At 60.8% G+C, this 13,374-nt stretch carries 14 protein-coding genes; 5 read left to right on the top strand and 9 right to left on the bottom strand.

Annotated features, from left to right (window positions below):
• Positions 1 to 51 precede the first annotated feature (51 nt).
• The 3 genes from NVV90_RS09330 to NVV90_RS09320 all read left to right on the top strand — a co-directional run bounded on the left by NVV90_RS09330 (position 52) and on the right by NVV90_RS09320 (position 1,517).
• Positions 52 to 990, top strand: a complete 939-nt coding sequence (locus NVV90_RS09330; RefSeq protein WP_258440865.1) for a zinc-binding alcohol dehydrogenase family protein — start codon at positions 52 to 54, stop codon at positions 988 to 990.
• An 89-nt stretch (positions 991 to 1,079) separates the two neighbouring features.
• Positions 1,080 to 1,295 carry a hypothetical protein gene (locus tag NVV90_RS09325; protein ID WP_258440864.1) on the top strand — a complete coding sequence of 72 codons (216 nt, stop codon included), beginning with the start codon at positions 1,080 to 1,082 and terminating at the stop codon, positions 1,293 to 1,295.
• Between the two features lie 81 nt (positions 1,296 to 1,376).
• Entirely contained in the window at positions 1,377 to 1,517 is a 141-nt protein-coding gene (locus NVV90_RS09320) for a hypothetical protein (protein WP_258440863.1), read from the top strand.
• Positions 1,518 to 1,710: 193 nt separating this feature from the next.
• Here NVV90_RS09320 and NVV90_RS09315 read toward each other — a convergent pair whose 3' ends face one another.
• Complete coding sequence (locus NVV90_RS09315) at positions 1,711 to 2,976, bottom strand: NAD(P)/FAD-dependent oxidoreductase (RefSeq protein ID WP_258440862.1); 1,266 nt, start codon at positions 2,974 to 2,976, stop codon at positions 1,711 to 1,713.
• Positions 2,977 to 3,083: 107 nt separating this feature from the next.
• Here NVV90_RS09315 and NVV90_RS09310 point away from each other — a divergent pair, with 107 nt between their 5' ends.
• Together NVV90_RS09310 and NVV90_RS09305 are read left to right on the top strand one after the other, a co-directional pair.
• Positions 3,084 to 3,617 (top strand): MarR family winged helix-turn-helix transcriptional regulator, encoded by a 534-nt coding sequence (locus NVV90_RS09310; protein WP_258440861.1) that lies wholly within the window; start codon positions 3,084 to 3,086, stop codon positions 3,615 to 3,617.
• Positions 3,618 to 3,769: 152 nt separating this feature from the next.
• Positions 3,770 to 4,798, top strand: coding sequence for a LacI family DNA-binding transcriptional regulator (locus NVV90_RS09305; protein ID WP_258440860.1), 1,029 nt, complete (start codon positions 3,770 to 3,772; stop codon positions 4,796 to 4,798).
• Between the two features lie 42 nt (positions 4,799 to 4,840).
• Here NVV90_RS09305 and NVV90_RS09300 read toward each other — a convergent pair whose 3' ends face one another.
• The 8 genes from NVV90_RS09300 to NVV90_RS09270 form a co-directional block, all read right to left on the bottom strand.
• Positions 4,841 to 5,716: a hypothetical protein gene (locus NVV90_RS09300; protein ID WP_258440859.1), complete on the bottom strand. Its 876-nt coding sequence runs from the start codon at positions 5,714 to 5,716 to the stop codon at positions 4,841 to 4,843.
• A 186-nt stretch (positions 5,717 to 5,902) separates the two neighbouring features.
• Positions 5,903 to 6,160, bottom strand: coding sequence for a hypothetical protein (locus NVV90_RS09295; RefSeq protein ID WP_258440858.1), 258 nt, complete (start codon positions 6,158 to 6,160; stop codon positions 5,903 to 5,905).
• A 22-nt stretch (positions 6,161 to 6,182) separates the two neighbouring features.
• Positions 6,183 to 7,127 carry a substrate-binding domain-containing protein gene (locus tag NVV90_RS09290; protein WP_258440857.1) on the bottom strand — a complete coding sequence of 315 codons (945 nt, stop codon included), beginning with the start codon at positions 7,125 to 7,127 and terminating at the stop codon, positions 6,183 to 6,185.
• 147 nt (positions 7,128 to 7,274) lie between these two features.
• Positions 7,275 to 7,544 carry a family 43 glycosylhydrolase gene (locus tag NVV90_RS21060; RefSeq protein ID WP_396125371.1) on the bottom strand — a complete coding sequence of 90 codons (270 nt, stop codon included), beginning with the start codon at positions 7,542 to 7,544 and terminating at the stop codon, positions 7,275 to 7,277.
• A 1-nt stretch (position 7,545) separates the two neighbouring features.
• On the bottom strand, positions 7,546 to 9,330 hold the full coding sequence (locus NVV90_RS09285; protein ID WP_258440856.1) for an alpha/beta fold hydrolase: 1,785 nt from the start codon (positions 9,328 to 9,330) through the stop codon (positions 7,546 to 7,548).
• A gap of 83 nt (positions 9,331 to 9,413) precedes the next feature.
• The gene (locus NVV90_RS09280) at positions 9,414 to 10,970 is read right to left on the bottom strand and encodes an ABC transporter substrate-binding protein (RefSeq protein WP_258440855.1); all 1,557 of its coding nucleotides are present in this window, start codon (positions 10,968 to 10,970) and stop codon (positions 9,414 to 9,416) included.
• A 77-nt stretch (positions 10,971 to 11,047) separates the two neighbouring features.
• Positions 11,048 to 12,034, bottom strand: coding sequence for a carbohydrate ABC transporter permease (locus NVV90_RS09275; RefSeq protein ID WP_258440854.1), 987 nt, complete (start codon positions 12,032 to 12,034; stop codon positions 11,048 to 11,050).
• Positions 12,031 to 13,026, bottom strand: a complete 996-nt coding sequence (locus NVV90_RS09270) for a sugar ABC transporter permease (protein ID WP_258440853.1) — start codon at positions 13,024 to 13,026, stop codon at positions 12,031 to 12,033. The genes NVV90_RS09275 and NVV90_RS09270 overlap by 4 nt, the downstream gene beginning before the upstream one ends.
• Positions 13,027 to 13,374: the final 348 nt, after the last annotated feature.

The raw sequence follows: 13,374 nt of genomic DNA, 5'->3' as shown, positions 1-13,374 counted from the left end.
CGCCGAGCGCGGGCCACCCAGTCCCCCAACCCAGACACGAAGGAACACAATATGAAAGCCGCCGTTCTGACCCATACCGGAACCACGCCAAGCTACGCAGATTTTTCGGACCCGCAGCCCGACGCCGGCCATGTTGTCGTCGACATCACCGCGGCCGGCGTCCACCACCTCGACCTTGCCCGGGCATCCGGCGCCTACGGCGACCCGGGAACACTGCCCTACGTGATCGGGGCCGACGGAGTAGGCCGGACCGGCACTGGCCGCAGGGTCTTCTTCACGTCACCGGTGGCGCCTCACGGCTCCTGGGCGGAACGCACAGTCGTTGCCGAGGATGATCTGCTCGACCTTGCCGACGGGGTTGACGACGTCACCGCGGCCGCACTTGGCAACACTGGACTGGCCGCGTGGCTCGCCCTCACCTGGCGGGCGAAGCTGCAGCCCGGCCAGAATGTGCTGGTGCTCGGCGCGACCGGCGCGCTCGGGTCGGTTGCCGTCCAGCTCGCCAAAGCCCTCGGCGCGGGCAGGGTGGTCGCCGCAGACAGGGACCCCGAACGGCTGGCCCTTTCCATTGAGCGGGGCGCCGACGCGACCGTCACGATCACACCGGACGCCGACTTGGTGGGCGCCTTCCGCAACGTCGCAGGCGACCGCGGCTTCGACGTCATCATCGACCCGGTCTGGGGCGACCCCGCCCTGGCCGCCATGCACGTCGCCGCCCGCGGCGCCCGTCACATCCAGATCGGCCAGTCCGCCGCGGCAACCATCCAGCTGCCGGCCAGCCTCATCCGCGGAACACGCCTGGAGATCCTCGGGTTCGCCCACGTCGATCCGCCGGCTCAAGTCCGCCGCGACGCTTACCTGAAACTGACCGGGCTTGCAGCCACCGGCGCGTTGACCGTCGATACGATGACCCTCCCGCTCGCTGATTGCCAGCGGGCTTGGGAGCTGCAGCAACAGGGCGCCCCCAGCAAGCTCGTTCTAACCCCATGATGCCGGCAAGTCAGCCCTTCCCGTTCGAGGGAGCAATACCCACCAGACCAACGACCATGAGAAAAACCAAGGCCAGAAGAAGGACCCCAATGATTGACGCGACGATCCGCTATGCCATAGAGGTCAGGATCACCCACCGCAGGGAGCTCGAGAACAAGCTCGACCGAGCCGTCGAGGGAGCGATCCGGGAAGCTCTCAAGGAACCCGGGCGCGGAGTGCTGGTGACCCGACATGACCACCAGACGTTCACCGTGGAGCTTTCCCACTCCGTTCCACACGGGACGATCTCCGAATTGGCCACATAAACGTCAAACACTCAATCCACACCGCATGTCTCGCGGACACTGCGGGTGCTCCGCTATACATGCAACTCTAAGGAGACGACGATGTCTGGCTCACGCTTTGAAGAAAACAACGAGAATACCGACGAACTGTCCGTGAGTGCCCTACTTGAGGAAGAGTTCAGGGCCGTCTTTGGTGGCGTCACGCCCGTCACCACTGCCTGGGTCGGCCTGACGTTCATCTGACCCCTCGCGCATTACCCCAAGACGCACGGCCCGACGCTGTCGGAGGGTACACAGGGTATTCAGGTTGACTTGAGTGGAAAACATGAAATGGGGGCTCGCGGACGCAAACAGGCAACCCCTCCGCTCTCTACCCGATTACTCCGCACTGGCGCCCAGTCCTGAGAAGCCCAGTCCGGGGCCAACGCCGGCAGGGTTACTTTCCAGAACGTGTGAGGCGAGCGGGCCGGCGGGGAGCAGCGGACTCGCTGGGAACCACCGGTGCATCCCAGTCGATGTGGTGGCGGTAGACCCAGTCGAAGTTGTCGGCTGTCTTCCGGGCGAGTGAGCGGAAGACAGCCTTCAACACCAGGTCTTCGAAGAGTCTCTTGAGTTGGCCGCGGATCTTCGGGGCGGCATTCCGGCGGCCCCATTCGACCACCAATTCCGCCCGGCTCCTGCGTTCTTTCTCATAGCGGGACAGGGCGCCGGGGATCTCGTCGGACGAGATGCCTCGAAGCGATCGCCCGAGCACGACGGCGTCTTCGATGGCCATGGAGGCACCCTGCCCGGACGACGGCGATGCAGCGTGGGCAGCGTCTCCCACCAGCACGAGGCTCCCTCGATGCCAGCTGGGAATGCTCGGAAAGTCGGAGGTGGTGTACGGCCGGACGATGCTGTCAGTAGCGGCGATGATCCTGGCCATGGGGGTCCGGTCCCCGGCCACGAGGTGAGTCAGCCAGGACTTGCGGGCGCTGTGGTCCAAGGTGGCCGGATCCTCCGATGACCGCTGCAGGGGGTTGGCAAACCACCAGATCCTGCCCTCCGGGTCCTGCATGTAGCAATAGAAGCAGCGCTTGCCGAAGACCATCTTCATGCGCCCCGGCTCGACGTCCACGAGCTCTGCCGGGAGCAACCCGGCTTCGACGATCCCGCCGGTGTTGAGCAGGGGGATGTTGCGCGGAGCCGGGGATGCGGGGTCGATCAGCGGCCGCACGGCCGAGTGGAGGCCGTCGGCGCCTACCACCAGGTCTCCACGCGCGGAGGTGCCGTCCGCGAAAACGGCCGTGACGCCGTCGGGCGCTTCCTTCACCGTAGCGAGCCGCTTGCCATACTCGATGCGGATCCCGCGGCGGCTGGCCGCCTCGCGGAACATGCCATACAGCTCGGAACGCGTCATGGTGCGGGCGGTGGTGCCGTCAGAGAGGGATCCGCCGTAGTCAAAGTCGATGAGGTGCTTCCCGGTGCTACCCAGATACATGGACATCTGCGGGGTGCTGAAGCCCAGATCGGCGGCTGCGCCCTTGAGCCCGAGGGTTTCCAGCGCATCGAAGCCATTGATGGCCACGGTGAGGAAGCCGCCGACGCCGTCCGAGGGCTCACTGTAGGCCTCGAAGACAGTGGCGTGATGGCCGGCTTTCTGCAGCGAGATGGCGGTGGCGAGTCCGGCGATTCCGGACCCGATGACGAGACAGTTCAGCATGGTGGACTCCCCTGAGATTTCTTTCGTTCGGTTAAAAGAAATATATGTTGGCGAGCAGGCGTCGTCAATCCTTTCGGTGAGACGAAATAATTTGCTAGCCTCAGAGGATGGAGACCCAACCGAGCCCCAACACTCAGCGCCAGGATTTGCTTGAGGCGGTCTTTGCCTCGGGACGGGAGCTTTCGACGGCGGCCGTCATGTTCCACACAAAGCTGTCCGAGTTGCGCGGACTGTCCGCAACCGAGGGTAAGGCGATCGACATCCTCCTGCGCTTCGGACCCATGACGGCGGGGGAATTCGGCGAACATTCCGGGCTGGCTCCGGCCTCGGTCACGGGATTGATGCAACGGCTCGAGAGCAAGGGTGTGGCACGCCGGGTCCGGCACGAGGGCGATAAACGGAAGGTCCTGATCGAGTTGGTCGGGGACCAGGTCATGGCTGCAATGCCCCACTTCGTCGACTTCATGGGCGGCATGGCGAGTCTCCTGGAGGGGTACAGCGACGAAGAACTGCGCGTCATCGCGGACTATTCGTCCAAAGCCGCGCGCATCCAACAGGAGGCGGCCGGGCGGCTGGGTGATGCGTCCGGCCGGAACGCGAACGACGACGGCGGCCGCGCGCCGTCGTCGAACTCCGCCTGAGCCGCTCCGTATTTAGGCGCCATGCCCGCGGCCGGCCTGGGAGACGGGCTCGACCCGTGTCGTAGGCGAGAGCACTAGAGCGGAAGATAACGATTGCCTGCAAAACCCAGAACCTCGGCCGTCCACACCGGATTGCCGTTACGCTGGTGTCTGTGACCAAGGATTCGGACTATCCCCTAAAGCAGAAAGTGCCCGTGCTGAGCGACGTCGCCAAGGCCGCAGGAGTGTCCGTGCCTACGGTTTCGCGGGTCTTGAACAGCAGCAAGTACGTGGCGCCTGAACTCCGCGAGCGGGTTATGCATGCTGTCGCGGAGCTCGGTTATCGGCCTAACGGAGCTGCGCGGGCCACCAGGTCCGGGAAGCGATCCATGGTTGCCGTGCTGACCGGCGCAACCTCAAACTACGGTTATGCCAAGACCATCGAAGGCATCGAGCAGGCCGCGCGGAACGCCGGACTGTCCGTGATCATCTCGGTGATTGAGTCCGATGACGATGACGCCGTCAACGCGGCCATCGACCTCGTCCTTTCCCAGCCCGTTGCCGGTGTCATCATCCTTGAGTTCGACCGGCCTGGCCTTGCAGCGGTGAAGGCATTCCCCCAATCCGTCCCGCTGGTGTCGGCCGGAGGTGGAAGCAGGCGGACTGGAAAAACTCCCGCAGCGCTTCTCGATGAGCGCGGCGCGGGGAGGGACGCAACCAACCATCTCCTGTCGCTTGGCCACCGGACGGTTCACCACGTTTCCGTTCCGACAATGGGCAAACATTCAGGCCGTACCGAAGGCTGGCGCGCAGCATTGACGGCAGCCGGTGTCCCCATCCCACCCGTCGTGCATGCCACCTGGGAGCCAGCCAGCGGCTACCGCGTAGGCAAAGAGCTGGCGGCCAGAGATGACGTAACGGCAGTCTTCTGCGGCAATGACGACGTTGCCATCGGTGTAATCAGCGCGCTTCTTGACAACGGCAAGCGCGTCCCGGAGGACGTCTCCGTGATTGGTTTCGACGACCAGCCCTACGTTGCCATGTGGCGCCCGGCCCTCACCACCGTGCGGCAGGATTTCCGCGATCTGGGCGCCAGGGCATTCGCCCTGTTGGCCTCGGCGATCGACACGGGCGTTGCGCCCAGTTCCTCGGGCATCAAACCTAAGCTTGTTATCCGGGAGTCGACTGCCGCCGTCGAGTAAGGTGCCTCAGAGGTACCTCTGACTATCTCGACCCGGCAATATTCACTGGGGTTCGAGGGACCACTCATCCAGCCAGCTAAGGCTTGCGCGCCCCCCGCCAATGCTGATTGGCAGGATAAGTGGCAGTGAGTTGTAGAGGTCATCCCGGTTCCATCGGTCGCCGAAATAGACATGGGAAACATCAGTGGAATCGACGATGGGGATGACGGCGCTGACCTGCGAATCGAACGTTCGGCTTCCAGGCGGCGCGAAATCCCGCCATTCCGACCATGGGCCCAGAAGGGAGGCGGCTGTGGCGTATTTATTGTCGTTCATGTTCCAGCCGGTCAAGTCTGAGCCAAAGAGATAATACAAGCCACCGCTGAACACCAGTGCCGGCGATTCGTAACCATGGCTTCCATCATTTTTCAGAGTAGTGGAAAGAACCGACTCAACACTCAGGTAGTCCGGGGCCAGACGGTACAGATGCAACCCGTTTTCCCGGTCTTCGGACATGAGCACACCCAAGCCGGTAGGCTCCTGATATACCCCGATGTCCCGACTTAAGTTGCCGAGGGGGCGCGAGCTGCCCAGGTATTCGTACGGCCCTACCAGTGACTTTGACCGGGCAAAGCCAAGCTTGGCCTCGGCGTAATCCGGTGAGTCGATATGTAAAAACATCACGTAGGTCTGCGTGTCGGGGTTGTAGAGGACTTTTGGCCTCTCGACGATCCTGTCCGGCCCCAGATCGCCGGCCTCTCCTCGCCGAAGGGAAGTCCCCTCGTGGCGCCAAACGGCAAAGTTCTCAGTTGAGTAGCACTCGACGGACGTAAAGAGCGATCCTGCACTTTTCTCTTCACCCCATGCGTAGTAGCGGCCCTCGTGGAACAGCACGCCAACACCGTGCAGCTGGGCTACTTGAGCGCGCTGGTCGGTCACTGCGGTTGCTGTTTGGACGGCTGCTGTCGAATGTGGGGAAGGCGTCATGCCTGCACCTGCTTTCATGGTTTAGAAGGGCCTGGGCTTGCGGACATCAGCTTGGAGGAGGACCTACAGACGGCGTCAGGGCCAATCCGACAATCTATAAACAATGGTCGATATTCCTGAGTTCTTCAGTCAGGACGGTTAGGCGAGGATTCTCGTCTCCGTCTCGCCGAACTTCACCGAGGGATCGAGGGTGGCGGTGTAGTCGCCTGGGCCATGACGAACAATGAGGATGCCGCACCTGCGATCCCGGTTGGCGGCACCGATCAACGACTGGACGGCGGCCTCCAAGCCCGGTAGCACGTCGCTGACGTGTGAGAACTGCAGGCGAATGGTTGAGGGGCTTGGACCAATCTGGTTCATGGTCTCTTGGTCATGTTCAATGGTGATGGCATTCATAAGGAAGTTCTCCTGTTGTCAATCAATAGCCGAATGATCTGGCGGCAGCTGTGGAGCCGCGGATAATGAGTTTGGGCTTGACGGTGGAAGGAAGCTGAGGCCTGTCGCCGCCCAATACCGTTTCCAGAAGCCGAAACGCGCGCCCACCCAGGTCTTGGAAATCCTGCCGGATGGTTGTCAACGGCGGTCGCCACATGGCTACATGGGGCTGGTCGTCAAAACCCACCACGGACACATCCTCCGGCACTCGCCTGCCGCATTCCATGAACGCCTTGATGACGCCTATCGCGACATCATCGTTCCCGCAGAACACGGCAGTGACGTCATTCCGGGCGGCGAGTTTCTGCCCCATCCTGTAGCCGCTGGCAGGTTCCCAAGTAGCATGCAGGATCCGGGGAACGGGAATCCCCGCCGCAGCTAAAGCAGCCTTCCAACCCTCTGTCCGCCCCGATTGCTTTCCCATGGTGGGGATCGCTACATGGTGCACTGTGCGGTGGCCCAGGGAAAGAAGGTAGTCTGTCGCGTCCTTGCCGGCTCCATGCTCGTCGAGCAGGGCGCCAACCGTCCCGATGGGGCTTACGGTACCTCCTCCCGCGGTCACCATAGGGATCGACGGGGGGAAGGCCTTGACTGCAGCCAATCCAGGGCGGTCGAATTCCAGGATGATGACGCCGGCGACAGGCTGGGACAGCAAGAGGTCGATTGCGGCTTTGACGGCCTCCTCGGCATCGGAGTCCACAACCGCGATAATGACGGACATGCCTGTTTGTCGAGCAGCCCTTTCGACGCCTTCGATGGTTTGCGCGTATCCATAGTTGGACGTTGCACCTGTAAGAACCGCCATCATTGAACGCTTCCCAGACCGCGTGGCGCGAGCGGCGAGGTTGGGGCGATAGCCAAGGTCGTTCACTGCCTTCAGCACCTGGGCCCGGAGCCCGGGGGCAACGTATTTGCTGCTGGTCAGCACACGGGAGACTGTTGGCACCGAAACACCGGCTAGCTTCGCGACATCCCCGAGGACTGGAGCCTTTGGGTTCGGAGGAGGACCGGACATTGAGGTCATGTTCATGCGCTCCGGTCTTCCGCTCCCGGCTGGAACTGAAAGTCGGTGAAGTCAGCGGTAACCATCAGACCAGCTCAAGGTCGGGGCCCAGACACCTGCCGAGTCGCCCAGACTCTTGAGGTCCAACACCGCTTCCGGCCCAGAGAACGAACCAGCGAACTCCCAGTTTTCGAGGTCACGGGATCGGTGGATGGGGACAATCGGGTACCCCTCGAAGGAGCTGTTCGCCAAATAGAGCCACTCACCCACACGGGTCAAGGAGGGATCGGGCGAAAACCCGGGCAGCACAGGGTTGCTAATGAGGGTCACTGATGTGTCCATCCTAGGAAAGCTCTTCAGGGTAGGCGAACGGCTGTCCATTGACGTACCGCTCCATTTCGGACACTACGTGGTCCCCCATCCGGAGCAATTCCGTGCCCATGGAACCAGCGATGTGCGGCGTCAGCACCACATTTGGCAGCTCGTAGAACGGATGTGTCGGGGGAAGCACATCCGGCACAGCCACGTCGAGGATGGCATTGATGCGTCCCCGGACGAGTTCTGTTTCCAAGGCTGACTGGTCAAGGATCTCGCCCCTGGCCGTGTTGATGAGGGTCGCACCGTCCTTCAACAACGCCAGCTCAGATGCTCCGATCATCGCTGTGGTTTCCTGTGTGACGGGAACATGGAGGGACACGATGTCGCACTGGGCCAACAACGTCCGCAGTGGAAGCAACTTCACGCCCAGAACCTCGGCTTCCGTTTCCTCCAAATAGGGGTCGTAAACCACCACCTCCAGTTCAAACGGCTGGAGCAGCTTGGCAACGTGACGGCCGATCCGGGAAGCCCCCACAAGACCGACTGTCTTCAGGTAGTTTCCCGCGCCGGGAAATTCCTGTTCCCGGTCTATCGGCGCCCGGCGCTCCCGGTAAACCCGCATGCTCTCAAAAGTCTGCTTGTTGGCCAGCAGAATCATGGCCAGCGTGTACTCCGCGACGGGACGCCCGTTCGCTTCCCCGGCATTTGAACCGACAATGTTCCTGCCGGCAGGAATGGGCAGTATGTTGCCTCCAATGGCTCCGCCGGCATGAATGATGGCGCGCAATTTGGGGGCGGCCGCAAGGACATCCGCGTCAATTTTTGGGCAACCCCATCCAGTAATGAGCACTTCGGTCTCCGCGAGCGCTGCCTGGGCCTCCGGCGTCGAGAAGTCTTCGAACACCTGCCCACGGAGGTCTGCCAGCCTGTTCAACTTGCTCATCGCGGGCGGCGAGATGAGCTTGGAGATGAGATCCGGTGGTGCCATGACTGCCATGGCAACGGGCCTTGCCGGCTGCCGATCCTTCTCCGCCAAGGTGTCGGCAAAAAAGCGTGTTGCGGTTTGCATGAACTTCTCTTCCATGTCACGGCGGACGAAATGAGACGCGCCGTCGAAGACTTCGACGGCGGCCCCGGCCGCCCGGGCGATCTGCTGGTGCTGCGTGGTGATCCCGGTTCTGACCGTGCCGGTGATGATCAGGGTGGGGATTCCCGACGCCGTGAGTTCGGCGACCAAGTCCGGCCAGGGCGTGGTGGGGATGACATTGCCATTGAGAACCAGTTGAGGGTCGCAATCCTCCTGCGCCTTGCAGCTGCGCCGAATCTCTGCGTCATTCCAGTTGGGCCATTCGCGCCTCCGGATCTCGGCACGTTCAGCAGGGGTGCGGGATTGAACGTCAACTAGGTGCGCATAGGCAGTTTCCGCGACACTCCGGTCCTGCAATGGTGTGACGGGCAGCCGCCAGAATGGGTCTTCGAGCAGGACACCTGCCGGGTGGAACCCGGCCGGTGTCCGCTCCAGCATGCTGGCTGCGAGGGCTGCGGCCACCGACCCGCCGGCGGAGTGACCGTAGTAGAGGGCCGGAAGGGAAGCTAAACCATGAAGTTTGTCCGATCGCAGGACCTCCAGGATGTCGCTGACCATCACATCGCCGGGGTGTTGTTCGAGGTCCTGTTCAGACCAGCGCGGGGAGCTTCCGTGCCCGCGAAGATCCAATGCCAGGACTACCCATCCTCGTGAATTCCAGTGCGGAGCAGCAGCTTCGAGGCATGCGGCGGATTCCATCAAGCCATGGACGGCGATGACCACTGCGGTGGCCGTTGCCGCAGGCATTGTCAGCCGGTATGACAGCATCACGAGCCTTTCTCCCGAAGTCTGTTCCGTGTCCTTCGTCAGGCATGCTTCTTGAGGTAGGCGTTGGCCTGCTTTTCCATCTCTTCCTGCAATTTGGCGACTCCGGCACCGTCCGCCGCCTTCTTCAGCTTGTCCAATTGGGTGTCGACGTCCACGACGCCATAGAAGAGGGGGTTGGCGAATTGCGTGATGACGTTCGACATTGCGGCAACCTGCTGTTTCACGGGCGTGACGTCAGGTATGAAAGAAGCGAAGGGATCCACAGTGAAGTTGTCGAAGTTCTGTGCCCAGTCGAAGATCTTCTCTTCGGTGGGGCTGATGGAAAGCGACTTTCGCTCCAGGCTTGGCCGCCAGGAAAGTGCGTATCCGGGAAACGCGTAGTCATTGAGGCGCTTGAATTTATTGCCGTCCGCAGGTTCCCAGTCAGTGCCTTCGATCCCATATGTTAGGAGATCGTGGTTTTCCCTGATGGAGAGCCAGTCCTGAAGCTGCATTGCTCGGTCCAGGTTGCCGCCCTTGGAATTCACAACGACCATATTGTCAGCTTGGAAGGTCTGGTTTGGCTTGGCGGACAAACCGCCGCTCAGCGGCATGATGTTTGCCAGTGCTGCCTTGGGAACAGCCTTTTGCAAGGTGTTGAGGGAGTTGCTGGAGGTGCCATCGGTCATTGCCCATCCTGCTGCAAACTTGCCGGCCATCCACTGACTCGTGAGAGTGGCACCATCCACGTTCAGTGCGTCGGCGTTGATGATTCCGTCGTTGTAGTACTTGCGGATCCTGTGCAGGGTTTCCACTACGCCTTCGTCGTCCCAGAAAGCCTCGGGCGCAGAGGACCCCGTCTTAGCAGCATCCTTGGCGAGTATGAAGAACATGCCCTTGCCGCTGAATGCGCGGGCGATGGTGTCCGGGCTCTGCCAGGACCTGGCGTTGAACATTCCGGTGGGAACGGGCACTGCGTGAAGGTATCCACTGTTGGAAGGGGCACCATAAGGCACCGTGCCATCGTTTTTCTGTTTCACAGCGTAGAAGAAGCGCTCGAGCTGTTCGAAGTCCGTGATGGTGGAGAAACCAAGCGAGTCGGCCAGGTCCTGGCGAATGACGAAGTGCTGGACCCGCGCCGCACTGTTGACTTGCGGGATTCCCCAAAGCTTGCCGTCCCAACTGTTGGACTCCAGCAGCTTCTTTGGCAGTGTAGCGCTGAGGTTCTTGTACTTGGCTACCTCGTTGGTGAGCTCGACAAGCGAACCGCTTTGCTGCAACTGTGCCATGTTCAGCCAGAGCGCTTGCAGCGCCGAGTCGAACTTCTCCCCGGCCGTGAACTTGAGCAGGGACTGCTGCTGGTAGTTGGACCAGTTAATGAATTGTGCGTCCAGTTCGAAACCCAAGTCGTTTTTGAGCTTGCCGTTCAACTTGGTCAGGACCGCATTCCATGTAGCCGGGGCGGTGCTGGGCAAGACAGCTACGGACGTTCCTGTGACAGCTCCGCCGGTGCTTGAAGCACCGGATGTGCCGCAGCCGGCAAGTGCTGCCGCGGCGCCGAGGCCGCCGGCGAGTCCAAGGAAGCCACGCCGGGAGACTGATGTGTTGGGGATCATGTGCTGCACTCCTTTGTACGCTGGCATAGTAAAGCCAGACCATGTTTGGGATCGAAGATGGAACAGAGATAGTTTGCTTAGCCCTTGGTGGCACCAAGCGTGAGGCCCTTGACGAAATAGCGCTGGGCGAATGGGTAGGCCAGGAGGATGGGGCCGATGGTAACCACGGTCAGGGCAAGGCGAAGTTGGTAGATGGGAGCAACCGAACCGGACCCGGGCAGCATCGCAGCGTTTGTCACGTTCGCGATGAGATTCTGCAGCATTAGCTGCAGCGGGTACTTCTCCGGATCCGAGATGAACAGCAGGGCCGTGAACCACTCGTTCCAGTAGGCCACGGCATAGAACAGCCCTATGACAGCCAAGATGGGCTTGGACAACGGCAGGACGATCTCAAAGAAAACCCGCAGCTCTCCAGCTCCGTCCACCTTTGCAGAATCGAGGATTTCCTCGGGGAGCTGCCGAAAAAAGCTGACAGCCACGAACACGAGGAACGGGGCCATCATGTGCGGAAGGATGACGGCGAACCAGCTGTTCTGCAGCTGCAGTACCTGCGTTACCAACAGATAAAGCGGAACAAGACCACCTGAGAAGAGCATGGGCAGATAGGCGAAGATCGTCAAAGGCCTGCTGATTCGGGGCATACGTCGGGCGATAACCCACGACAGCGACGCCGTCGCACACAGGGACAGGACCGTGCCCACTACCGTGATGAATAAAGTGGCAGCATAACCTTGGAAGACGGCCGTTCCGCTAAAAATTGCAGTATAGGCGTCAAACGAGAACGGCTCGGGAAAGAAGCTGTAACCGCTACGGGCCAGAGTGGACTCTGCCGTCAATGAGCCAGCCACGATCATCCACAATGGAATCAGGGCAAAGAGGCCAAAGATTGTGACGCCTACGTAGCTAACGGCCGTGAAGGGCTCAAGCCTGGTGGCTCGTTTGGTGCCTTTGTAACCCGGGTTTGTTGCCCTGGAGAAAATGGTGCGACGTTGCTTGGGATTCATTCGGTCTGCCACAGCAGGATCATTCGCTGCTGCCACGACGGGTGTTGTGGAAGTGCTCACAGAATGCTGCTTTCTTTGGAGTAGCGGCGCTGGATTAGCACTGCCACTGTGACGAGGATGAATCCGACGACGGACTGGAACAGGCCAATCGCGGCGGTAGTGCCGAAGTCACCGATTGTTCTGAGCGAACGGAAGACGTACGTGTCAATGACGTCAGTGGTGGAGAAAAGAGTGCCGTTGTCGCCGATGATGGCAAAGATGGTGCCGAAGTCACCGTAAAAGATTCTGCCGACGCCCAGAACGATCAGGATGGCGGCTGTCGGCTTCAGAAGAGGCACCGTAATGGACAATGCCATCCGGGCCCGGGTAGCGCCGTCAAGCATTGCTGCTTCGTAGACGTCCTCGGGTATGGAGGTGATGGCCGCCAGGAAAATGACCGACATGTAGCCGCCCAACTGCCAGACTTTCACGATGGTGAGGATCCAAGGCCATGGCCCTGGTTCTGTGTACCAACTGACCTCGGGAAGATTGAACAGCCCGAGCGCATCGTTGACCGCACCCCCGTGGCCGCCCGCACCGGCAAGGATGACCTGCAGGATGATGCTGATCACAATCGGGGAAACGAAGTATGGAAAAAAGATTGCAGACTGCATGAACTTCTTGAAGACCCGGGCGCGCAGTTCATTGAGCATGATGGCAAGTGCCAGTCCAGCTCCCAACGTCGCTGCAAGAAATAGAACATTCAGAACGAGTGTATTCAGCACGATCGCGGGTGCATCGCCGCTTTCGATAAAGTACTTGAAGTTATCAAGGCCGCTCCACGGACTGTTAAAGATGCCTTTACTGACATCGAAGTTCTTGAATGCGACGATCAGGCCGGCCATGGGAGCGTAGGCGAATACCACAAACCATGCGATGCCCGGCGCGGCCAAGAGCAACAAGACGCCTGAGCCCCCGCTGCGCTTTTTTCGCGGGCGCCTGGCGGCGACCTTGTGGCCGGGGTCCGCAGTGGCTGCAGGGTTCTCTTTTTGGGTGGTCATGCGCTGTTGCATGGCACACTCCCTTGACTGTAGAAGGTTGGGACTCCGAGGAGCGGGAGACGATGCCACCATGGCATCTTTCCCGCTGGGAGGCTTGGATAGGAATTTTGGGAAAACGTTATCCTCTATTTTGAGATCAGAATCACAGCGTGTCAAGAGGCGGCACAAAGTCGCCTGAAGAGTAATCCGGCAACATGGCGGTGCCCGGAGAAGGTTGTAGGAAAACGATTGCCTCAACACCGGCACGCAGCTAAGCTTGCCGACTATCGGCCGTTACAGCCTTGGTCATGCGGGACCGGCGACGCAGAATTTCACGGCGACAAGCTTTCAGGCTCGTCAAGAGCTACTCCCCTTCGCCAT

This window comes from Arthrobacter sp. CJ23 (assembly GCF_024741795.1).
GTDB lineage: Bacteria > Actinomycetota > Actinomycetes > Actinomycetales > Micrococcaceae > Arthrobacter.
The sequence above is the reverse complement of the archived record's forward strand: the minus strand, read 5'-3'. Positions and strand labels throughout refer to the sequence as shown.

What these genes read in the sequence shown, in the direction of transcription:
- NVV90_RS09330 (WP_258440865.1), top strand. Translation starts at nt 52, where the DNA reads ATGAAAGCCGCCGTTCTGACCCATACCGGAACCACGCCAAGCTACGCA.
- NVV90_RS09325 (WP_258440864.1), top strand. Translation starts at nt 1,080, where the DNA reads ATGATTGACGCGACGATCCGCTATGCCATAGAGGTCAGGATCACCCAC.
- NVV90_RS09320 (WP_258440863.1), top strand. Translation starts at nt 1,377, where the DNA reads ATGTCTGGCTCACGCTTTGAAGAAAACAACGAGAATACCGACGAACTG.
- NVV90_RS09315 (WP_258440862.1), bottom strand. Translation starts at nt 2,976, where the DNA reads ATGCTGAACTGTCTCGTCATCGGGTCCGGAATCGCCGGACTCGCCACC.
- NVV90_RS09310 (WP_258440861.1), top strand. Translation starts at nt 3,084, where the DNA reads ATGGAGACCCAACCGAGCCCCAACACTCAGCGCCAGGATTTGCTTGAG.
- NVV90_RS09295 (WP_258440858.1), bottom strand. Translation starts at nt 6,160, where the DNA reads ATGAATGCCATCACCATTGAACATGACCAAGAGACCATGAACCAGATT.
- NVV90_RS21060 (WP_396125371.1), bottom strand. Translation starts at nt 7,544, where the DNA reads ATGGACACATCAGTGACCCTCATTAGCAACCCTGTGCTGCCCGGGTTT.
- NVV90_RS09280 (WP_258440855.1), bottom strand. Translation starts at nt 10,970, where the DNA reads ATGATCCCCAACACATCAGTCTCCCGGCGTGGCTTCCTTGGACTCGCC.
- NVV90_RS09270 (WP_258440853.1), bottom strand. Translation starts at nt 13,026, where the DNA reads ATGCAACAGCGCATGACCACCCAAAAAGAGAACCCTGCAGCCACTGCG.